General features: G+C 52.9%; 17 protein-coding genes. 12 read left to right on the plus strand and 5 right to left on the minus strand.

Annotated elements, in window-relative coordinates; all coding sequences use genetic code 11:
- The first annotated feature begins 30 nt into the window (after window positions 1-30).
- Both BUB16_RS16445 and BUB16_RS21625 read left to right on the plus strand, forming a co-directional pair.
- Complete coding sequence (locus BUB16_RS16445) at window positions 31-1,233, plus strand: M20 metallopeptidase family protein (RefSeq protein ID WP_073067072.1); 1,203 nt, start codon at window positions 31-33, stop codon at window positions 1,231-1,233.
- A 70-nt stretch (window positions 1,234-1,303) separates the two neighbouring features.
- The gene (locus tag BUB16_RS21625; protein ID WP_170864439.1) at window positions 1,304-1,480 is read left to right on the plus strand and encodes a hypothetical protein; all 177 of its coding nucleotides are present in this window, start codon (window positions 1,304-1,306) and stop codon (window positions 1,478-1,480) included.
- Window positions 1,481-1,539: 59 nt separating this feature from the next.
- On the opposite strand, the gene BUB16_RS16455 is transcribed toward BUB16_RS21625, so the two are convergent.
- Window positions 1,540-3,186, minus strand: coding sequence for an MFS transporter (locus BUB16_RS16455; RefSeq protein WP_073067197.1), 1,647 nt, complete (start codon window positions 3,184-3,186; stop codon window positions 1,540-1,542).
- 310 nt (window positions 3,187-3,496) lie between these two features.
- Between BUB16_RS16455 and BUB16_RS16460 the strand changes: the two genes are divergently transcribed.
- Window positions 3,497-4,468 carry an isoaspartyl peptidase/L-asparaginase family protein gene (locus BUB16_RS16460; protein ID WP_073067076.1) on the plus strand — a complete coding sequence of 324 codons (972 nt, stop codon included), beginning with the start codon at window positions 3,497-3,499 and terminating at the stop codon, window positions 4,466-4,468.
- 154 nt (window positions 4,469-4,622) lie between these two features.
- On the opposite strand, the gene BUB16_RS16465 is transcribed toward BUB16_RS16460, so the two are convergent.
- The gene (locus tag BUB16_RS16465; protein WP_073067078.1) at window positions 4,623-5,294 is read right to left on the minus strand and encodes a sulfite exporter TauE/SafE family protein; all 672 of its coding nucleotides are present in this window, start codon (window positions 5,292-5,294) and stop codon (window positions 4,623-4,625) included.
- A gap of 372 nt (window positions 5,295-5,666) precedes the next feature.
- Here BUB16_RS16465 and BUB16_RS21825 point away from each other — a divergent pair, with 372 nt between their 5' ends.
- The 4 genes from BUB16_RS21825 to BUB16_RS16485 all read left to right on the plus strand — a co-directional run bounded on the left by BUB16_RS21825 (window position 5,667) and on the right by BUB16_RS16485 (window position 8,968).
- The gene (locus tag BUB16_RS21825) at window positions 5,667-5,909 is read left to right on the plus strand and encodes a hypothetical protein (protein WP_073067080.1); all 243 of its coding nucleotides are present in this window, start codon (window positions 5,667-5,669) and stop codon (window positions 5,907-5,909) included.
- Between the two features lie 25 nt (window positions 5,910-5,934).
- Entirely contained in the window at window positions 5,935-6,453 is a 519-nt protein-coding gene (locus tag BUB16_RS16475) for a cupredoxin domain-containing protein (protein WP_073067082.1), read from the plus strand.
- Complete coding sequence (locus BUB16_RS16480; RefSeq protein ID WP_073067084.1) at window positions 6,450-8,126, plus strand: b(o/a)3-type cytochrome-c oxidase subunit 1; 1,677 nt, start codon at window positions 6,450-6,452, stop codon at window positions 8,124-8,126. The genes BUB16_RS16475 and BUB16_RS16480 overlap by 4 nt, the downstream gene beginning before the upstream one ends.
- 263 nt (window positions 8,127-8,389) lie before the next feature.
- Entirely contained in the window at window positions 8,390-8,968 is a 579-nt protein-coding gene (locus BUB16_RS16485; RefSeq protein ID WP_073067089.1) for a hypothetical protein, read from the plus strand.
- Between the two features lie 66 nt (window positions 8,969-9,034).
- On the opposite strand, the gene BUB16_RS16490 is transcribed toward BUB16_RS16485, so the two are convergent.
- Both BUB16_RS16490 and BUB16_RS16495 read right to left on the minus strand, forming a co-directional pair.
- Window positions 9,035-11,392, minus strand: a complete 2,358-nt coding sequence (locus BUB16_RS16490) for a heavy metal translocating P-type ATPase (RefSeq protein ID WP_073067091.1) — start codon at window positions 11,390-11,392, stop codon at window positions 9,035-9,037.
- A 20-nt stretch (window positions 11,393-11,412) separates the two neighbouring features.
- Window positions 11,413-12,054, minus strand: coding sequence for an NUDIX hydrolase (locus tag BUB16_RS16495; protein ID WP_073067093.1), 642 nt, complete (start codon window positions 12,052-12,054; stop codon window positions 11,413-11,415).
- 277 nt (window positions 12,055-12,331) lie between these two features.
- On the opposite strand from BUB16_RS16495, the gene BUB16_RS16500 reads away from it, so the two are divergent.
- Together BUB16_RS16500 and rdgB are read left to right on the plus strand one after the other, a co-directional pair.
- Window positions 12,332-13,336: an adenosine kinase gene (locus BUB16_RS16500; RefSeq protein WP_073067095.1), complete on the plus strand. Its 1,005-nt coding sequence runs from the start codon at window positions 12,332-12,334 to the stop codon at window positions 13,334-13,336.
- Between the two features lie 208 nt (window positions 13,337-13,544).
- Window positions 13,545-14,135, plus strand: coding sequence for an RdgB/HAM1 family non-canonical purine NTP pyrophosphatase (gene rdgB, locus BUB16_RS16505; RefSeq protein ID WP_073067097.1), 591 nt, complete (start codon window positions 13,545-13,547; stop codon window positions 14,133-14,135).
- A 53-nt stretch (window positions 14,136-14,188) separates the two neighbouring features.
- Here the strand turns inward: rdgB and nagB are convergent, their stop codons facing one another.
- On the minus strand, window positions 14,189-16,123 hold the full coding sequence (nagB, locus tag BUB16_RS16510) for a glucosamine-6-phosphate deaminase (RefSeq protein ID WP_073067099.1): 1,935 nt from the start codon (window positions 16,121-16,123) through the stop codon (window positions 14,189-14,191).
- Window positions 16,124-16,279: 156 nt separating this feature from the next.
- On the opposite strand from nagB, the gene BUB16_RS16515 reads away from it, so the two are divergent.
- From BUB16_RS16515 to BUB16_RS16525, 3 genes are all read left to right on the plus strand, one after another.
- Complete coding sequence (locus tag BUB16_RS16515; RefSeq protein WP_073067101.1) at window positions 16,280-17,815, plus strand: sodium:solute symporter; 1,536 nt, start codon at window positions 16,280-16,282, stop codon at window positions 17,813-17,815.
- Between the two features lie 353 nt (window positions 17,816-18,168).
- Window positions 18,169-19,422: a serine hydrolase domain-containing protein gene (locus BUB16_RS16520; protein ID WP_084088377.1), complete on the plus strand. Its 1,254-nt coding sequence runs from the start codon at window positions 18,169-18,171 to the stop codon at window positions 19,420-19,422.
- A gap of 397 nt (window positions 19,423-19,819) precedes the next feature.
- Window positions 19,820-22,759, plus strand: coding sequence for a SusC/RagA family TonB-linked outer membrane protein (locus BUB16_RS16525; RefSeq protein ID WP_073067105.1), 2,940 nt, complete (start codon window positions 19,820-19,822; stop codon window positions 22,757-22,759).
- The last annotated feature ends 12 nt before the right edge of the window (window positions 22,760-22,771 follow it).

Here is a 22,771-nt window from a genome sequence, read left to right on the forward strand (position 1 = left end):
GTAGTTGCGAGTCCAAATGATAGCAAATTTATGAATATAAATACCCTCAAAAAGCGAGCACAGCAATACCAGGAAAAGATGGTGGAGATCCGCCGTCACCTGCACCGGCACCCGGAACTAAGTTACCAGGAAGTTGAGACGACAAAGTTTATTGTTGAGAAGCTGGAAGAGCGGGATATCCCGGTCGATCGTCCCCTCGAAACCGGCTGTGTGGGTATTCTGGAAGGAGATCAGTCTTCTGACCAGGTGATTGCGCTGCGGGCAGATATCGATGCGCTGCCCATCACGGAGACAGGCGATCACAAGCGGGAATTTCTTTCGGAAAACGAGGGCGTGGCGCACTGCTGCGGACACGACGGTCACACGGCCAACCTGCTGGGTGCGGCTCATATTCTCTCGGATGCTGATGTGCGAGAGAATATAAAAGGGACGGTGCTGCTCATTTTTCAACCCGGGGAGGAAACGCTGCCCGGCGGGGGACGCCTGCTCTGTGAGACGGGCTACCTGCAGGAGAAGGGCGTGGATGTCATTTACGGGCTGCACACCAATCCCAACCTGTCTCCCGGCCGGATAGGCCTGCGTAAAGGACCCTTGATGGCCCGGCCGGATGAGTTTGAAATCGAGATTATTGGTCAGGGGGGACACGCGGCCTCGCCCCACGAGGCTATAGACCCGGTTGTGATGGCGGCACAGGTGGTGGAACAACTTCAGACGATTGTGAGCCGCAGCGTTAATCCCACGGACCATGCGGTGGTGACGGTGGGTAAAATTGCCGGGGGATCCGCTTATAACATTATCCCGGAGAAAGTGGAGCTGCTGGGGACGGTCCGGACCTTCAGCGCGGAGACGGCCGACCTGATTAAGCGGCGAATGGAAAGCATTGTCAAAGGAGTGACCGAGGCCGGCGGGGGCGACTATACTTTTGCCTTTAATTACGGCTATCCGGCCGTAGATAACAGCGACTGGGCCACGGATATTGTGATCGATACGGCCGGCGAGCTGCTGGGCGCCGAAAATGTGGAACAGATGGAGGCTCCCATTATGGCCGGGGAGGATTTTGCGTTTTATCAGCAGCATTTTCCGGGGGTGTTCTTTTTCCTGGGAAGCGGCGGGGAAGAAAGCGGTTCCGTCTATCCCTGGCACCACCCGAAATACAATATCGACGAAGCCTGTTTTGCCAGCGGATCCGCTTTGATGGCTTCCCTCGTTTTTCAGCCGCTTCCCTCATCGTGATGGTTGTTGCCGGTTGTCGGTTATTTGATGCCGGATCTGTCAATCCGTGAATTCTATTTCTGCACGCAACTTGTCAACGCCAATTAACCGCCGGTTCACGGAAAGCAAGACCCCGGTGGTGCAGCAGCTGGATGAACACCGGTACGTGGCGGCGGGACTCAGTGGCATGGGGATTGCTATCGGTATGGAAGTGGGCCGAAGCGCCGCGGAGATGATAGGCGGCAAGTATTCTGACCGCCCAGGATAAACGAGCAGTCAGTGAGGCGGCGGATCACTGTAGTACCCCATGTGCTTTATTTCATTGGTTTATTCTCCTCTTTCCACTTGAAAAGACCATCTCTTCAGTTGTTCAACCGTAATATCCTCGAGCTGTCTTTTATGCGTTTCAATACCAAAAAATACCAAAGCCATTGCCGCTAATGCCATGGGGACGGCCCCCGTCAGTGCCGTTCCCGCGATGGAGGGCGGGGCTACGGAAATAGCAACCAGTCCGATGATAAGTACGCCCCCCGCCTTGCTGAAACCCGCCCCCAGGCCGCTGCCGCGGGAGCGGAGTCGTGTGGGATATATTTCGACACAGTAGGCCGAGAGCACCGAAACAATCGAGCTGATGCCCCAGATAGGCATAACAAGAAGGGCGTAAAGCAGGACCTGGTTGGACGCTATGGCTTCACCGGCGAGTGTAAAGCCGAAGAGGGACAGGGCCGTCAACCCGCTCAGGAGGATGAGCGTACGCTTGCTGCTCCAGAAGCCATAGAGCCAGGCGATCAGGAAATTGAGCGGAAATCCGATCAGGGCCGAATCGCGAAGCATGTAGTTGGCTTCGGCCTCGGTAAATCCCATTTTTTGGAGATTGGACGGAATCCATAATTGAAAACCGAAAGAAACCAGTCCCACGCCCAGCGCCAGCAGTAAAACAGCAGCAGTGATGTAACTGAAGGGAGGTTGAAAGAGCTGGATCATACGATCTTTTACTCCTTGTTCTACTTTTAACTTGGAAGACTTGTCTTCGACGATTTTGGCCCCGAACCGTTCCATTACAGCTTTTGCTTCGACATTCCTGCCGTGTGTCAGGAGATAGCGGGGCGACTCCGGGATCCACCGGTTGAGAAAAATGAGAAAAATCCCGGTAGGCAGGCCGATAAGCCACAGGATGCGCCAGCTATATACCGGCACCAATTCAGCGGCCAGCCAGCTTGTAAGGATGTAGGCTCCGACCACATCGCCTCCGATGAGCACCATAATCCATCCCCGGTGCCGGGCGGGAATGGTCTCGGCCATAATCGTATACATGATGGGAAGCATGCCCCCGACACCAAAACCCATAATAAAACACATAAACACATTCATGGCGTAGGTCGGCATGGATCCGCAGATGCTGGTCCCGATAAAGCTCACGGCAGCCAGCAGAATAGAAGCACGACGTCCGATCCGGTCTCCCAGCCATCCCCATAGAAAGGATCCCAGGACCGTACCGGTAATACCGGAGAGGGGAAGGAGCGCTGCGGGCACCGTGCCATCGGGATTCAGCGGTGATTTTAAACCGTACTCTTCCGTCATCCCCGGTATTACAAAGGATAGGGTGGTCGGCTTCATGACGTCAATGGTGACGGCAGCAGCCATTACAAGCAAAAGTGCAATATGAGAGCCGCGGATGGGGGCGTCGTCCAGGGCACGTACCTTTAAACTTAACACATCCGGATCGGTCTCGTCTTTTTTGGGCAATAGGCCGTACAGCGTGAGTATCATGCCCAGGACAATTAAAACCATTCCGATCTTCATGGGCAGATCCATGGGAGTCCCGACAAGACGGTACCCGACATCATGGGCTTTTAGGTACATGGGGAGATGAAGAATCACCCCGACAATTACGGCCCAGATACCGGCCCAGAAGGCTCCTTTATGTCCATAGGTAATACCGCCCCATGACTGATATGTGTTATCCGATTCCATCAAATCCCTGCAGTTTATATGCTGTAAAAGAGCTTTGAAAAACCGTGGGTTTTGTTCCATGCCAATCCCTGAGTGATTTCAAAACCACAGTATGTATATAGCCTACAGGTGAAGATGTTGAAATCGCGAAAATGTTGAAACTGGCCAAAATAGCGGTTTTGCAAAGATCCCTGTAGTTAACGGTATTTGACCACTAATATCTAATAATATACTTAAAAGTCAAATTGAGACTTACACGGACGGTGAAAAATCCTCTTCTTTTTCGTAAACTACGGGCGACCCTTTTCACTTTCACTTAGTCTCTATTGTTATGATCAGCCGGAAAAACTTTTTGAAATTCACTGCGCTCGGGGGGCTCCTGCCCGCAAAAAACTGGTCGTCTTCCTTGTCTCCTTCATCGGGCGGGCCGGAGCCAAACAGACCGCTGGTGATTTCGACCTGGAATCACGGGATACCGGCGAACGAGGCGGCCTGGGATGTGTTAGCGAAGGAAGGCGGCGCGCTGGATGCGGTCGAGGCCGGCGTGCGAATCCCGGAGGCCGACCCGGATGTTCGGACGGTCGGCTACGGCGGTTATCCCGATCGCGATGGGTTCGTCACTCTCGATGCCTGTATCATGGATGAGCGGGAACAGTGCGGTTCCGTGGCGGCATTACAGCACATTAAGCACCCCATTTCCGTGGCGCGAAAAGTCAAGGAGGAGTCTCCGCACGTGATGCTGGTGGGTGAGGGAGCACTTCAGTTTGCCGTGGAGCAGGGGTTTGAAAAAGAGGATCTGCTTACGGAGGCTTCGCGGAAGGACTGGAAGGCGTGGAAAGAAGACGCCGACTACCGGCCGGAGATCAATATTGAAAATCACGATACCATCGGGATGCTGGCCCTGGATAGCCGCGGCAACCTGTCGGGGGCATGCACCACCAGCGGGGCCGCCTGGAAGATGCATGGACGCGTGGGGGATTCGCCGCTCATCGGGGCCGGACTGTTTGTGGACAACGAGGTAGGAGCCGCTGCGGCAACGGGTCTGGGAGAAGAGGTGATACGAACGTGCGGCAGCCACCTCGTGGTGGAGCAGATGCGCCGGGGCGATCACCCGGAAACCGCCTGCCGAAAGGCGGTCCGGCGCATTGTGGAGAAGAATGAGTCGGTGAAAGATATCCAGGTGGGCTTTATTGCGGTCGACAAGCAGGGACGGTTCGGGGGCTATAGCATCCAGAAAGGATTTAGCTTTGCAGTCTGCGAAGCCGGTCGAAACCGGCTGGTGGATGCACCGTACTGGGACTAAGGTTGCTGGTTACCGGTTATCTGTGAATAGTTAAGTTGTGATCGGTAATTATTTTAATGTCCGGAACCGATTCGTCCCCGGCCCAATCTGGAAGGGACCGGGGCTTTCCAGGAATCTCATAACGCTTAATTTATCAATTGACTAATCATATAACTCAGAACACCGGGCTGATAAAGGGAATACCGAGATTGAGTCCCCGCAGAATGAGGATGATCCCGACCAGTGCAATAAAATAGGGAGAGAAATTTTGCAGCTTTTGCCGGAAGGTGACCGGGACCAGGTTGCCTGCGAGGCTGACCCCCAGCATGGCCGGGATCGTCCCCATACCGAAGGCTGCCATGAAGAGCAGGCTTGGTTCAACGCCTCCGCTCGTGGCAGCGGTAGCCAGGGCCATGTAGACAAAACCACAGGGGAGGAGTCCGTTCAGCAGTCCGATGAGAAAAAGCGAACCGAAGGACCCGCTGCCGAAGAGGGTTCTGATCCGCCCGGTAATATTGGCCGCCAGTCTGCCGGGAAGGGACCCTGCCCGGTTAAGCAGGAGCCGCAGCTTTCTCCAGGCGGGAATGAGCAATAGAATGAGACCCACGGCGATGGACAAGCTCTGCTGGTAGCCGCCGATGGATATGATGCGGCTGAAAAACCCGGCCACGGCTCCCAGCGCGGTATAGGTGACCACACGTCCCATGTTATAGATTAGCCGGGAAACCAGGAAAGAGATGTGTTCGGTGAAGGGACCCGGCAGCGCAAGAGCGATCGGTCCGCACATGCCTATACAGTGAAAGCTTCCCAGAAAACCGAAAGCGAGTCCCGCTAAGATCCACTCCATAACAGGGCAGTATCATATTTGGTTACCGGATGTGCTGAGGCCATTTGAGGAGGAGTTTGTCAAACTCGGCTGTAGATTGAGATTATATTTATATAAGATAACGGATAGCACGGATAAAATCTGAGAAGGCTTTGCGAAGCTGTATTTTCGGCCAAACTCTGTAACTTTGTGCATTCAATATTCGGATTATTCATGAAATAGAAAAAATTAAAGATTAAGCCATTGATATTGACTAAAGTTCCTGGTTTTTCAAAGCCTTTTATGGAAAGCGGACCATAAAAAAATCGAATCTAAATTAAAAAAAGGGGTTGATCTTATACTTTTTTAATACTTACTTGTCTTAAAATCGATGGTGAGCTGAACTTCTAACCCATGTTGATTATTAATATGCCTGATGAAACCAGTCACTCTACGGATGCGAATAGCAATTCGACAGAGCCTGCCAAAAGCTGGGAGCAGCGAAACCCGGAAATTGAACGGGAAATAACCATAGATGAATACCAGCCCACGGGGACGTTAACGCTGACCCTCCTGTACTTTGCTATTGTTGTCCTTATGTGGATATTCATGTATTTCGTTGAGTTTGCGGGAAACGCTCCTTCTATTATTGATTAACTGACAAATACAATGATACTTATTTATGCATATACATAAATTTGAACGGTTTTGGATAAGGCTATCCTATGTGATGATAGTTTTTTTCATCGCTACGGTCGTGTATGGATTCGTGGCCATGGACCTGAAAGTTATTGGCAACTATGAGACAATAGATCCTCAGAATCTGAGTGACACCCCTTTCGGTACGCCGGGTGTGAAAGAGGTGACAAAAAACGGGGCGACCGAGTACGAGGTCTATGTACAAACGCTTCAGTTCGCCTTTTTACCGGGCACTTCGTCCCCTATCACCGTACCGGCCGATACCCGGATTACGTTTTACATTACCAGTCCGGATGTCCTGCACGGGTTTGATGTGGCCGGGACCAACCTGAATACGATGGCGATACCGGGACAGATTTCCAAATTTACGACTATTTTTCCGGAAGCCCGGGAGTACGGCATCGTATGCAACGAGTATTGTGGTCCCGCCCACCATATTATGGAGGGTAAAATTGAGGTAGTTCCTAAATCTGAGTTTGATAAAAGTAATCTCGTAGAATGACATTCCTACACCAGTATCCTAAAGCCGCAAAAGTTGCCAAGGCGAATTTTATCGTTGCTTTTATCGCACTCGCGATAGGAGGTCTGTTCGGGTTCATACAGGCTTTGCACCGTACCGATGTGTTCCGGGGATTTTTTAATTCCGGGGAGTACTACACGCTTCTGACGGGACACGGGGTGCTGCTGGCTCTTATCTTTACGACCTTTTTTATTGCCGGGCTTTTTGTCTGGGGCGTCACCCGGAGTCTTGACCGGGAACCGGAAAATATGACCTTTACCTGGTCGTGGTTCTGGTTGATGACCATCGGGTTGATTATGACAGCCGTAACGATTCTCGGGGGACTTGTTCCGGACAGTTCGATCAGGGCGGCTGTGCTGTATACGTTCTATCCGCCCCTGCAGGCGCATCCCGCTTTTTATATCGGACTGGCCCTGGTAATTGTTGCTTCCTGGATGGCTGGCGCCGACTGGTTCTGGTCCTATAACAAGTGGCGCAAAAATCATCCCGATGAGCGTATCCCGATCCTTACGTTTATGGCTCTTTTTACGATGATGATGTGGTATGTCTGTACGATTGGGGTCGCTGTTGAGGTGGTCGGCCTGCTCATCCCCTGGTCCCTGGGATGGGTTACGGAGATCGAGCCGCTCCTGCCACGCACCCTGTTTTGGTATTTCGGTCATGCCGTCGTGTATTTCTGGCTGCTTCCGGCTTATTATGTCTGGTACGCTATTCTGCCCAAATTGTCAGGGGGACGCCTGTTCAGTGATGCGATGACGCGGATTGTGTTTGTTATCTTCCTGCTGCTCTCCACGCCGGTCGGCTATCACCACCAGTATGCCGATCCCGGCATCTCCGTGGGATTTAAGTTTTATGCCATGGCCACGACCATGCTGTTGCTGCTGCCCAGCCTGATGACCCTGTTTACCGTGGTAGCCAGTATGGAGCACGGGGCCCGGCAGCGGGGGGGGAAGGGCTACCTGAAATGGATCGGGAAGCTTCCGTGGGACAGTCCCGCTTTCGTGGGTTGTGCACTGGCCGGTATCATGTTTGCCGCGGGCGGCTTTAGCGGTATGATCAATGCATCCATGAATATCAACCTGCTCATTCATAATACGATCTGGGTACCCGGCCACTTTCACCTGACTGTGGGGACAGCGGTAGCGCTAACCTTCATGGCCATCAGCTACTGGCTAATTCCGCAGCTGACGGGACGAAAACTGAAATTTAAAACCCTGGCCCTGATCCAGCCGTATGCCTGGTTCCTGGGGATGACGCTGATGTCCAATGCAATGCACCGGGCGGGATTGGCCGGGGTGCCGCGCCGCACGGCCGAGCCGCAATACAGCGGCTTTGAGTTCGAGCCGATCTTTGGGACGATGGCTGAAATGGACTGGCAGATCGCTATAGGCGGTACGATCCTGACTATCTCGCTGATTCTGTTTTTATGGGTGATTACCGCTTCCTGGATGGGGGGCGAGAAGTCGGACCGGCCGGTCGATGACTATATCCCCGAACCCCTTTCGGGTGCTGAACACACGCCCAAAATACTCGACAATATGAAGCTCTGGTTTGCCCTGGCGATTATTCTGGTCCTGCTGGCCTATTCATTCCCGCTCTGGGAGATGATATCCGACGGTATCTTTGAACCGGGAGCCCTGCCGCGGCCTTCTTGACAGGATGAGCCGTGATCCAAAATTCATAATCCACAACTCTTATCCGATAACCATAATCCATCAGCTATTTGCGAATGCCGGCCGGCCTTGTCTTGTTGTGGTAAAGTCAACGTAACAGCTAATGCCTGTGCTAAAGTAGTTGTCGTTATGGAGTACCCGCAGTCTAAAGTACCCTGTGGGTTCCTCGTCCCGCTATACCCCCGACTGTTACCGAATGATTAAACTGGACTTGCAAAGCGTTTTTATTCCCGCACAAGTAAATTATGACCGAGAACCACAGCAACAGTGACAGCGATTCCCGCAACTCCTCCAAACGGCTGGTCAAGATTTTGGTCATTGTTGGCATCGGTATTCCTGTCCTGGTAGAACTGATGACCCTGTTTAACCTGATCAACGTGCAGATTTTCGACGATGAAGAAGTACAGGAACAGCCGGAACCGGTTGCCGAGGTCCGGCAGGTTACCGAAGGGGATACGCTTTTCCGTGATTACCGGTTCCCGGTAACGATTGAGTTGTTGAGGATTAATGTCAGCGCACAAGAATGGCGGTTTGAGCTGGGATTGTCGGTCCCCGATAGTGTGGACCGGGAGCCGTTGGAGATCGAACTGGACAGCATGCAGCTGAACAGCGGCAAAATACTCGCGGCCGGGAGGAACCGCTCATGGAACATACAAGAGGGGCACACGCCGCCCCGGATACAGGCGGAATGGGAGCTTCCCAACGGAGACATCCCCGGCACGTTGTATATAAGTTCGTTTCAGCAAATGCAAAACGACACGGCCAGCCGGGTTCAACAGGAAGTGCCCCTCGGAAATATTCCGGTCCGTTATAACCGGGAATAGAGGGAGACCCACCGCCCTGCCCCGAGTGGTGTTTATTTGGTTAAAATGGACTAAAAAAATTCGATCTTATATAGGCATATCCCGGGAGGAGTTTCCGACCACCAGCAGGCTGCTTGCCGCCATGGCCCCCGCCGCAAACAGCGGGTTTATAGTCCCCGCAACAGCCAGGGGAATCGTAATGAGGTTATAGAGAAAGGCCCATCCCAGATTTTGACGTATGCGGTTTCGCGTCAGCCGCATCGCCCGGAAAACCCTCGGAACAACAGGGAGGCGGTCGCCGGGAAGGACGACCTGGGCGGATTCCGCCGCTATGGCGGTGAGATCACCAAAAGCAATACCGAGGTCAGCTTCAGCAAGCGCGGGAGCATCATTGCTGCCGTCCCCGACCATCGCAACACGACCGAATGTGCGCAGCTCTTTGATGATATTGGATTTGGATTCGGGCCGGGCTTCGGTAAACAGGAAATCCGGCCCCAACGCTTCCCGGGACGCCCGGGCGGCTCGTTCGCTGTCGCCGGTAATCAGGGCTATTTTTTTCTTCTCTTCTCGCAAACCGGAGATCACGCTTTGGGCGTCCTCCCGGAGACGATCGCCGACGATGAGAATGCTCCGGATCTCCCCATCCCATCCCACGCCGACGGGGAGTTGTCCCTGCTCCCGGCTTGCACTGACTTTCGTCCTGAGGTCGGGCGGGAGCCGGAGCTGTTTTTCTTTCAGCCACTCGGGTTGTCCCACCCAGACCCGGGTGGCCCCGATATCGCCGCTCAGCCCGGTAGAGCAGCTGCGGACGTTTTGTAGGCTATGGCTGCTCGTATCGGCAGAGGCTAATGCGGCGATTGGTTTTGCAACGGGATGCGAGGAGTACTGCTCCAGCAGGGCGGCATACCGCAGGGCCTGCGGACTCGACCCCTCATCCAGCAGGTGCATATGTCCGCTCGTCAGTGTTCCCGTCTTGTCGAAGGCGACGATATCGATATGTGCCTCTTCTTCAAAGACAGCGGCCGTCTTAAAGATGATCCCGTTCTCAAGCCCGCTTCTGATGCCCGAAGCGATCGCCAGTGGCGTCGCAAGTCCCAATGCGCAGGGGCATGAAACAATGAGTACCGCCAGGGCCGCAAGCATCGCATCGGTTACGGCTGTCCCGCCGGCCAGGTGAAAGACAAAGGTCCCTGCTCCCAGGATCAGAACCGCGGGGACAAAATAAGCGGCAATGCGATCGGCCAGGCGCTGTTTGCCCGGACGTGAGGACTGGATATTCCACATCAGGCGGATCAGCTCGTCAATGGTGCTCTGTACGGTTTCGCCGGTTGAGATCGTCAGGGCATTCTGGGTGAGAATGGTCCCACTGAGCACGCGGTCCCCCTGCTTTTTGGAAACCGGCATGGATTCCCCGGTCATGAGGGCCTCATTAACGACCCCCTGTCCCTCTACTATCGTACCGTCAACCGGGATGCGTTCGCCCGCTCTGACCAGCACGCGTTCGCCCGGTTCGAGGTCGGATACGGGCGTTTTTTTGAGCTGTCCGTTTTGCCGCACCCAGGCATGGTTGATCTTCTTCTGGCTGAACCGGGATAACAGGGATTGCTTTTCCGATTTAAGGCTCTTTTCATAATAGTTGCCGAGCGAGACGACCAGGATGATGGCCATCGTTACATCAAAATAGACCTCCGGGGAACCTGTCAGCATGGCCCCGACACTATAGAGGTAGGCGCTCACCGCCGCAATGCTGACCAGCAGGTCCATATTCGGGTTGGCTACGGAGATCGATACCCAGGCGCCGCGGAGAATGGGAAACCCGGTGTACCCGAGCACGAAGGAGGTCATGACAAAGATATTGGATACGAAAAAGAGTTGTTCCGGCTTTGTGAGTGGGATAAATCCCTCTCCGGTGATGTATGAGGGGTATAAAAACAGGGCATACAGCAGCAGCCCGATGAGGCCGAAGAACCCGCCAATGATCAGCCGCGCTTCCTGGTCAAGCTGCTCTTCGTCCGTATCCGCATCCATCGGGCGGACGGTATAGCCCATCTTGCTCAGCAGCGGGGGCAAATCGGCCGGCTCCAGGAAACCGGGATCGTAATAGACTTTGATCATCTCGGAGGCATAGCTGGCTTCGCACCGGTAGATGCCTTTTCGGCGGACCGCAAGGGCTTCTACAAACGATTCGCAGGTAGCGCAGTGCATGCCGTCTACCCTGAAAAAAGCTTCTTCATGGTTATCCGGCAGTGTCCTCTCCTCTTTTTCCTCTCTTCGCTGCTGAACCGTTTGGGTTCGCAGCTCCCGGGCCTGCTCTTTATCCATATCGCGGAGCAGGCGGTGTACCTGCAGGCAGCCCCGGCAGCAGAAGACCCCGTCCACATCCCCTGCCGTGACGGGCGGGTCGGGCGTTTCAAGTTCGCAAAGGCGGCATTTTTGGGCACTCATCAACGGCAGTACGATTTTGGTTAAGAGGTCGAAGTGTTCAGGTATTCCAGGTAGAGGACGAGCAGTTCATTGAGCATCATAGCCGTAGCGCCCCAGAGAGGGACCTCATGAACATCCCAATAGGGGACGCGGTAGGTGTGGGAGCGAAGATTCCAGTCCTCGACCGTGAGATTCTTTTTACGGATCAGCGAATCGAGTTCAACCGCAAATACTTCTTCGACCTCGTCGGGATTAATATGGAACTTTGGCCGGACTTCCTGAAATCCCACCACCGGCGTGACGCGGTTATTGGAGTAGGCGACATACAGGTCGCTCAGATGTCCGATCACTGTTACCGCCTCCGGCTCGATGCCGATCTCTTCACGGGCCTCCCGCAATGCGGTCTGCGGTGCCTCCTCACCGGGTTCCGCTCGTCCCCCCGGAAAGCTAATTTGTCCCCCGTGATTAATATGGCTGCTGCGCAGGGTAAGGACAAGCTCCCATCGTTGTTCGTTGTTCGGAAACAGCAGCACCAGCACGCTGCTCGGGTCGGCGTCATTCGGCGGACTCATATTGCGTTGTGCGCCGCCATCGACCGGCTCCGGGGCCATTTTTAGCTGGGAACGTTCTCCCGGGAGCGGCCGGCTAAGCCGGCTTTGCAAAAATGTTATCAATGGATCCATGGAAAAGGTACCTCATTTGTCAGGGGGAAAGATACTATTTTTGAGCCTAAAAGTTGATCTCACCAGATATTATCCTGGATTATTCATAGCAATCGTACGTTATCCCATTATTTTTTAGAAGTTTTGAGATATAGATACGTCTTCTTTGTGAATAATCCAGGTTGGATTCATACGGCTTTGAAAGGCTGAGGTTGAGGTTTTGGTTGAGCGTGAGAGTTTGTATTTTCAGTCGATTCTATCCCAATAAACGAGGTGTTACTCTAACGTAGATATATACATGAGCAAAAAATACAATGTGTACGGTATCGGCAATGCATTGGTAGACATGGAATTCGAGGTTACGGACGCGTTTCTGGAAAAACATAACGTCCAGAAGGGTGTGATGACGCTGGTTGACGAACAGACCCAGTATCAGCTCATCCGGGACATTAACCGGGCGGAGACGGTGGAGAAGCCGGGCGGATCGGCGGCCAATACCATCTATGCGGTAAGCCAGTTCGGGGGAAAGGCGTTTTATTCGTGCAAGGTAGCGAATGATCCCTTCGGTGATCTCTATCTCGAGGATATGAAAGAGGCCGGGATTGATACCAATTTTGACCGGCAGGAACGGGAGGACGGGATTACGGGCAAATGCCTGGTGATGATCACGGATGATGCGGATCGGACCCTGAACACCTACCTGGGGATCACCTCAACACTCTCGACGAATGAAGTAGATGAGCGGGCTATTCGGGATTCGGAATATGTTTATATGGAGGGCTACCTGGTCTCATCCGATACGGGTTATGAAGCAATGAGAGAAACCAGGAAAACGGCCGCCGACCACCAGGTTAAAACGGCGCTTACCCTCTCCGATCCCTCTATCGTAAAAGCATTCAAGGAGCGATTTGAGGAAGTTATAGGTGCCTCCGTAAACTTGTTGTTTTGTAATGAGGAAGAGGCGAAGATTTATACCGGCAAGGATAATGTAAGCGAAGCCCGCGAGGCGCTGAAAAAGGAAGCGGAGCGTTTTGTTATCACGCAGGGACCCAATGGAGCGATGATCTATGACGGCGATACGTTTATCGATATTGAACCCTATGATGTACATCCCGTTGACACCAATGGCGCGGGTGATATCTTTGCCGGCGCTTTCCTGTATGGTATAACGAACGGCTTCGGCTATGCCGGGGCCGGGAAGTTGGCGAGTCTGGCGGGCTCCAGGATCGTCTCCCAGTTCGGTCCCCGCCTGAAATGGCACGAGGTTCAGCAGCTGCTGAAAGAGGTCACTTCAGAGCGGTGATTCCCGGGTTATTGATATTTATATTGATACATACATCCATAAATACAAACAAAGAGGACTTTAAAAAACCGGGAATTTTGTTCAGGCCAAGGTCAGATGGAGGTTGGAGCCGCAGCATATAGCCCTTATACGAGGGGTTTCAACCGACCACCGGCAGAGGCAAAAAATGGTTTTGCAACGTCCCCGATAAATATACGCGGCTGGAAAAATGGAAACTATCGTACTGGCTTCCCGAAACAGGGACAAAATCAAAGAGCTGCGGTCGACCCTGGCCCCGCTGGGGATCACCCTTAAGTCATCCTATGATTTTCCGGAGCTGGAAGAGGTCGTCGAAGACCGCCCTACCCTGAAAGGTAACGCCCTGAAAAAAGCCCGGTACGTGCACGGGCAAACCGGACTGCCCGCACTCTCCGATGACACCGGCCTTGAGGTGGAGGCTCTTGGGGGACGTCCGGGAGTCTATTCGGCGCGGTATGCCGGGACATCGGCTACCTACCAGGATAATGTGGATAAACTGCTGGAGGAGCTGTCAGGGGTAGAGGATAAGAACCGAAAAGCACAGTTCCGTACGGTTGTGGCCCTGGTTTCAGAGGAGGGCGTGCAGACGTTTGAAGGCGTCTGCCGGGGTGAAATAGTGACCGGACAGCGCGGGGACGGCGGCTTTGGCTACGATCCTGTTTTTCGTCCCTCCGGGTATGAGCAAACGTTTGGAGAGTTGGACGCCGGTATAAAAAATGAGATCAGCCACCGCGCAAAAGCCATTGCCCGGTTCTATGACTGGCTGGAACGCCGGGCCTGACCGGAACAGTCCTTGACAGGTTGAAAATGAGTTTGACGGTTCTGTAGTTACCACTACTTTATCTGCCCGTTGCCTTTGTATTCCACAAATCCTTCAATTGCCTCATATTCCGCAAAGCCCAGGGCGTCGTAGAGCTGGGCGGTCCCGCGATTTCGTTCCTCAGAACGCTGCCAGAACTCCCGCTCGTCGGCGCCCGGGAAAAGGGGGCGGTCTTTTTGCGATTGATGCTTGAATATCGCTTTTCGCTTTTTCGTCAATTCTTCGGGACTGAGGGGGACAGCCATTTCGATTTCGTTGATATCCCACTCTTGCCAGGCGCCCCGGTACAGCCACACTTTGCAGTCGTCGATCCAGTCGTCGTCTTTGCACTCTTCAAGCGCCAGGAAAATTGCTTTCAGGCATACGCGGTGCGTGCCATGGGGATCCGACAGGTCGCCGGCGGCATAGATCTGGTGCGGCTCGACTTCCCGGAGTAGCGCTACCGTGATGTCCACATCCTCCTGGGAGAGGGGTTTCTTTTTCACCCGGCCGGTCTCATAGAACGGCATATTCAGAAAGTGCAGGTGTTCTTCCGGGATACCGCAGTACCGTCCCGCCGCTTTTGCTTCTCCCCGGCGGATAAGTCCCTTGACATGCTTGATTTCGTAGGAGTCAATTTGGCCGGGTTCCTTCTCCTGCATAAATTTTTTGACGTTTTTAAGCATGTCCTCAGCCTCGGACTGATCAATGTCAAAAATATCATTGTAATCGGAGACAAAGTCCACAAACCGGATGACATCGTCATCAAAAACCGCAATGTTGCCGGACGTTTGATAGCCTACATGCACCTCGTGCCCGTGTTCCACCAGTCGAATCAGCGTTCCACCCATGGAAATGACATCGTCATCGGGGTGGGGACTGAAGATCAGCGCGCGCTTGGGGAAGGGTTTGGCGCGTTCAGGCCGGTGGGTGTCATCCGCATCCGGTTTGCCGCCCGGCCAGCCGGTGATGGTATGCTGCAAATCGTTAAAAATTTTGATGTTGATGTCGTAGGCCGGGCCGTATTCCGTCAGCAGGTCGCCCATGCCATGTTCGTTATAATCCTCATCGGTAAGCTTGAGTACCGGCTTATCGACCTTCTGGCACAACCAAACGACGGCCCGCCGGATGAGCTGGTCATCCCAGTCGCAGGTGGTAAGCACCCAGGGCGTGCGCTGTCGGGTCAGCTTTTCCGCCGCAGCCTCATCCAGAATAACCGAAGCATTCTCATGTTCCTGCAGGTAGGTGGCCGGCACTTGCTCACGGATGTTCCCTTCCACAGCCTCACGAATGATCGGGGCTTTTCCTTCGCCCCACGCCATCAGGATAATCCGGTCGGAATCCATAATGGTACCCACGCCCATGGTAATGGCCCGCCGGGGCACATATTCTTCCCCGAAAAAGTCACTGGCGGCATCCTTGCGGGTGATGCGGTCGAGGGTAATCATGCGTGTGCGGGAGTTCGGGCGTGATCCCGGCTCGTTAAAGCCGATATGTCCGGTGCGTCCGATCCCCAGCAGCTGGATGTCAATACCCCCGGCCTCCCGGATCTTTTGTTCATACTTCCGGCAGTACTCCGGCACCTCTTTCTCGTCAAGCGTTCCATCGGGGATGTGGACCTGATCTTCCGGGATATCAATATGATTAAAAAGATGCTCGTTCATAAAACGGACATAGCTCTGCAGCGAGTGAGGGTCGAGGGGGTAATATTCGTCGAGGTTGAAAGTAATGACATTCTTAAAGGTAAGTCCCTCTTCTTTGTGAAGCCGCACAAGTTCGGCATACACCTCGGTGGGGGTGGACCCGGTAGCCAGGCCCAATACCGTATGCTTGTCCTCTTTATTACGCTGCCGGATGAGCGTGGCAATCTCTTCGGCGACCTCGGCCGAGGCGGTAGAGGCATCCTCATAAATGTTCGTGGGAATATGCTCGTAATAGGTAACCTTTTCGTACTCGTTATAGTAAATCATTGATATCAGAATCTTGCATTATTGGCTGTAAAGAAGGTTTCGCCAACTATTACTTGGGGTTATATTAAAAAAACTATATAATCGTAAATCTTAGCTCATAAATAACGCTATTTTCTGGCAAATGTAAATGTTAAAAAAACGATAAAAAGGATAGGTGTGGAATTTTCTTTCGTAGACTATGTTGTCATCCTGGGATATCTTTTGGGGGTCGCCTGGCTTGGTATCCGCATTGCCGGCCGCCAGGCTTCTACATCCGACTACTTTTTAGGGGGACATGATCTCCCCTGGTGGGCCGTCCTTTTTTCGGTTGTGGCCACGGAAACCAGCACGCTCACCTTCATCAGCGTACCGGCCGTAGCCTACGGAGGGAATCTTACGTTCCTGCAGATTACGTTTGGTTATATTGTGGGACGTATATTTGTCAGTAAAGTGTTTCTGCCCGCCTATTTCAAAGGGAATTTGACCACGGCCTACCAGTTTTTAAAGCAGCGTTTCGGCAGTGCCATGCGGAATGCGGCCAGCACCACGTTTATGATAACACGGCTTCTGGCCGATGGCGTTCGACTGTTCGCCACGGCCATACCGCTGGCTATTATTATGCGATTGGGCGGAGCCTTCACCGGGTGGAGCGATTTCGAAGTTTACCTGCTTGCGATCGGGGTTATTTCGGCCATAACGCTTGTCTATACCCTGATCGGCGGCATCAAGGCCGTGGTCTGGATGGATGTCATGCAGATGGTGGTCTATATCGGCGGTGCTATCTTTGCCGGGGTGATTATGCTTGTGGATTTGCCAGATGGGTTGAGCGGGGCCATGTCCATGGCGGCCGACGCCGATAAATTACATCTGTTTGACTTTGGGTTTGATCTTGTCCTCTCGGAGTTCCTTGCCCGGCCCTATACCTTTTTTACCGCATTGATCGGGGGGGCTGTGTTCTCGGTCGCCTCCCACGGGACGGATCAGCTTATTGTACAGCGGCTGCTTACGACCCGCAATGTCCGGGATGGGCAACGGGCGCTGGTATGGAGCGGTGTGGTTGTGGCCCTGCAATTCGGGCTTTTCCTTTTTATCGGCCTGTTGCTTTACGCTTTTTATGATGCCCAGTCCGCCCAGCAGCTGGGACTGGCTACGACCGATGAGATCTTTGCGAAATTCATTGTGGAAGAGCTGCCCGTCGGGTTTTCGGGACTGATTGTGGCGTCCCTTTTTGCGGCGGCCATGAGCAGCCTCAGTTCTTCTCTCAATTCCCTGGCCTCCTCCACTACATTTGATCTATATAAACCTTATTTCGGTGAAAATAATACGAAAGCGGAAGATCTGCGGATGTCACGGCTGATCACTATTGTCTGGGCACTTATTCTGACCGGATCCGCCTTCTTCTTCGCCTTTCTCCAGCTCCAGGAGGGCGAACGTCCCGCCGTAGTTGAACTGGGGCTGGGTATCGCTTCCTATACGTATGGGGGGCTGCTGGGAGCTTTTCTGCTGGGACGCCTTTCGACCGGGCCGGACAAAACGGATGCGATGATCGGATTTTTTACCGGGCTGGTTTCCCTGCTGTTTATGGTGGAGGGCCCGATACACAGCCTGTTACCCGGCGAACCGCTGGCGATTGCCTGGCCGCTCTATACGGTCGTAGGGAGCCTTGTTGTGGTGCTGGTGGGACTTCTTTGCCACCGGATCCGGAAACAATAGCAGTTCCGCGCCCCGCGCAATTTTTCCCCCGTTTCCGGAGTTGAAGCCGGAATCGAGATGAAAGGAGTAATCTGCCATCGAACACGATCGGAACGGGAAGGGTTCTCTGCGGATATTCAGGTTTTTTTTATTAAATCGAACGGGAGGATTTGTCGGTGAAAATTTGAGGAACCGGCCGGGACTATCCGAGTTTTTTAAGGACTTTTCCTTGTATCGAATGGGGGTTACCTTGTCTGATGTGAATTCATAATACGGTTTAAAAAGAAATAACAATTAACCGCATGACGTCGCGTGATGAATTATATCCCGGAAGATCTGCAAAGAAGCATAATGCAACAATGGGACATAGTTATATGATAGTCAGAAAGGCAGCTTTTGTAGTATTGTTATCCTTCAGCTGGCTTGCGGCCTGCTCTTCGGCCCCGGGACCGGTGCAGGAAGAGCAGGTCTCCGGGACGATCCCGGCGGTCGACTCGCTCATCCGAAAAGAGATAGCCGCCGGTCATATTCCCGGGGCGGTTGTCCAGGTAAAAAAGGGAAACCGCATCCTGCACCGCGCGGCCTACGGCTTTGCCCAGAAATACGACTACGGGATGCGGCCGCTGGATGAACCGGATTCCATGCGCACGGATCACCTGTTTGACCTGGCATCGCTGACCAAGGTTATGGGGACCACCCTCGGGGTCATGCTGCTGGCAGATGCGGGTTCGCTGTCCCCGGACGATCCGGTGCATCAGTACCTGCCCCGCTTTCAGGGCCCCGCGAAGTCGAAGGTAACCATTCGCCATTTGCTGAGGCATACCTCGGGGCTTCCCCAGTGGGTGCCGACCTATTATCACGCGTCGAATGCTGAAGAACGGCTCCGGTATATGACCTCGCTGCCGCTGAAGTGGCCGGTGGGGAAGGAGCGGCATTACAGCGATCTCGGATTTATGCTGCTGGGCGATATCATTGAGCGGATTTCGGGCCGGCGACTGGATGACTACTTGCGGCAGGAAGCCTATGGGCCGCTGAATCTTCAATCCACAACCTTCAATCCCCTCGATGATGGGATCCCGGCAGAGGCCATAGCCGCTACCTCCCATGGCAATCCCTTTGAAAAGCAGATGGTCTATGACGATGGGTTTGGATATGAGGTGGAGGTTGACCCGGAATCCTGGGACGGCTGGCGGACCTATACGCTCCGCGGCGAGGTCAACGACGGCAACGCCTGGCATACCCACGGGGGGGTGGCGGGACACGCGGGACTTTTTTCGACGGTGGATGACCTGCAGGTGCTCCTTGATCTGCTGATACAGAGGGGGAAGGCGAACGAAAAGCAGATCCTTTCGGCGTCGGTGATTGATACTTTCCTCACGAAGGGGGCGCATGGAAACGGCCTGGGATGGGCGATGGAGAAGAAGATCATTTCCGCTGAAGGAAGTCCCGACGGTACTTTCGGTCACACCGGTTTCACCGGCACCAGTGTGGTTGCGGTACCGGAGGATTCCCTGTCTGTCATCCTGCTCACCAACCGCCAGAACGCAGGCCGGCGGGAAAACGGCTATTATTTTGATCTGGGTCCCCTGCGCCAGGCGATATTTGATGAGATCCTGCGCTACCGGTAGCCTTCTGTGGACCTGATCAGCGATTATTCGTAAATAACCGGCTGCCATAATGGGTTTAAAAATTTAAAAAAAAAATGTCCGGTTCTTTGGGGGTACCTCGATTCGCAGTTGTCTTATGTGTGTAAGACAGCATAAAAATGGGTGCCAGACCAGAGACTTGATACTTGCTGATCCCCGGTTCATTCCCCAAGCCTTGCTGATATTCAGGGGTCGTCTCCACACTGATGGTGTGGATATCATGGATATACCCTAAAAAAGAGGTGGAGCGAACGAAGTGGATTTTGCGGGCTTGAAGGAAATGGTCGGGAATCTGAACAAGAAGGATTTTATAGAGCTCATTGTATAGTAACTGGTAACGTAGACCGACAGAATAAATAAGGGTAAAAAAATGACATCAATGAAGAAAGGGATACTATCGCTTGCCTGCCTATTGCTCCTGCCCATTGCAGTACAGGCACAAGAAGTGGCGTATACGATTTCGGGCATGCTGGTGGACGAACGCACGGAAGAACCATTGGCGGGAGCGAACATAAGTTTTGAAAATACCACCATCGGTACCTCCGCCGATGCGGACGGGCATTTTGAGCTGACGGCCCAGCTTGAACCGGGCGCCTATAACCTTCAAATTACGTTTATTGGGTACCGGAGAGTAGAGCGTGAAATCAATCTTGGCGATGAACAAGAGATTACCCTGGGTACCATTGAGCTCCGCCAGGATGTGATCGGATCAGAAGAAGTTGTGATTACGGGTGCTTCCGTGCTAACCAGCAAGAAGCAAATTGGCAATTCTATTTCCACCGTCAACGCCGATGAGTTACAGGGATCCGGGGCAACCCAGATTGATCAAGCCCTTGCGGGTAAAATTTCCGGGGCGCTCATCCAACAAAATTCGGGAAATCCGGCCGGAGGAATAAGTGTGCGATTGAGAGGGGCCGGCACCTTTTTGGGACAGGCAAGTCCGCTTTACATTGTTGACGGGGTCATTGTCAACAACGATTCTCCGGAGCTTATCGATGTGGGAGGGACGGCCACCAATCGTCTGGTCGATCTGAATCCCGAAGATATTGAACGTATTGAAGTGGTAAAGGGAGCGGCAGCGGCAGCTCTTTATGGCTCAAGGGCGAACAACGGGGTGGTACAAATATTTACCAAAAGAGGGACCTCGGGTAAACCTGAAATAACCTATTCATCCAAAGTGAATATCGATCATGTCCGAAAAACACTGGATGTCAATATGGCGATGAACGATCAGGGCCAGTTTTTGGATAACAGCGGGAATGTGATGGACGGCAAGCGTTATGACTTTCAGGATTTTATTTTTCGAACGGCCATGGGAACAGATCAGTACCTTTCGATCGGCGGTGGGTCCGGTGATACCCGTTATTTTATGTCCGGTTCCTATAAGAATAACCAGGGGATTGTAAAGGCTACCAATTTTGAGCGGGCAACGGCTCGTTTAAACCTCGACCAGGCGCTTGCCGACTGGGCGGATATCTCGATGAAATTCAACTACAGTAACAGCAGAAGCAATGAAATTCCCAATGGAGGACTTAATTCGTCGTACGGAGCCTTGACGGGATTCATTTTTGGTCCCAATACGGTGGACCCGCGCCCGGACCCGGTAAGCGGTGAGTATCCCAATAATACGGTATTGGCAAACCCGCTGGAAGTGATTGATGTCTATGATTTTAACCAGGAAGTGAACAGGGTTCTGGGTGGGGCTACTCTAACACTGCTACCCCTGGAAGGTTTGTCTATCGACCATACGCTGGGAATCGATACCTACAGCCAGGTTGCGACGGCATTTATTCCCAATGGAACCTCGGCCCCTGGATTGACCACCGGATTTGGCCGGCGTTCGGAACGGGAGTTTTTTCAGATCAACAATGATTTGAACCTAAGGTATCAGAAATCACTGACTCCTTCAATTGAATCGACCTCCCTGTTAGGTGGTACGGTGCAATATGAAAAAACGGCGACGACAGGCATTCAAGCCGAAGAGTTTACCCTGGGATCCCGGGTTGTCACAGGCGGCGCTGATTTTGACCAGCCGGGGGAATTCAGAAGTGAAACGGTCATCTACGGCGTCTTTGCCCAGCAGACCATTGGGATTAATGAGCGTTATTTTGTGACGGGCGCCGGTCGTTTTGATGCTTCATCCGTATTTGGAAAAAGTGAGCGATGGCAGTTCTTTCCCAAAGTAAGTGGTTCATGGTTGGTTTCAGAAGAAGCATTTTGGCAACGGTCAGGCATCGGTGAGGCTGTATCCAGCTTTAAACTGCGTGCATCGCTGGGTACTTCCGGGGGACAAACGGCCATTGGTGCCTTCGATCGGTTTAACTTGTTTAACCCCTCTTCGGTAAATGGCAGGAGTGCATTATTGCCCTCCACCCAGCGAGGGGCATTGAATGTGAAGCCGGAACGCCAGACCGAACTCGAACTTGGGCTGGATGCCAATTTTTTATCGGATCGACTGACGTTGGAGTTTACCTATTATAACCAGAAAACGGAGGACCTGCTGTTATTTCGTACGACGGCCCCCTCTACGGGATACCTCTCACAATTGGGTAACTTCGGTTCTCTTGATAATACCGGGTTCGAAGTATTACTCAAAGGGGTACCGGTCAACAATAATCATCTGCAATGGACCTCAACCGTTACCTTTGCGGCCAATGAAAATGAGATCAGAGGAATTGAAGGGGGCGTAATTATTATCCCCGAATCATTTAGTCAGGTGGCCGCTATTAACGGGGAGCCGCTTGGCGTGTTTTACAGCGATGCATTTGAAAGAGATGCAAGTGGAAATATCGTCAAGGATGAGGATGCTTTACCCGTTGAAGCGGAAGGGGATCATATTATCGGTGATCCGAATCCGGACTGGAATGGTTCTTTTATCAATGAAGTATCTATCGGCAGAAACTGGAACTTTCGTGCACAGTTAGATGTCACCTACGGGAATGACGTGTTTAATTTTACGGAACGTCTGGGGTCGCTGGGAGCTTTCGGGACGATGAAGACGTATGAGCGAGAGCTCGAAGGCGATCTGCCGGAGGGATACAACGCCCGGGTATTCGGGATATTTGAAAACTGGATTGAAGATGGCTCTTTTGTCAAGCTACGGGAAATGTCTGCTTCTTACACGCTTTATCCGGAGGTGCTGGGACTGCGCAGCCTGAGGTTTAGTGTGATCGGAAGGAATCTGTTCTCTATTGATAGCTACAATGGTTATGACCCGGAAACAAATGTGGCGGGTCAACGGACGGCAGTCCGGGGTTTCGATTTCGTTCAGGTGCCGATTCCCAGAAGTATCATTTTTGGTGTGACTGCTAACTTTTAAAAGAAATTGGAG

Origin of the sequence: Fodinibius roseus (assembly GCF_900129315.1) — a bacterium.
GTDB classification, from domain to species: Bacteria; Bacteroidota; Rhodothermia; order Balneolales; family Balneolaceae; genus Fodinibius; species Fodinibius roseus.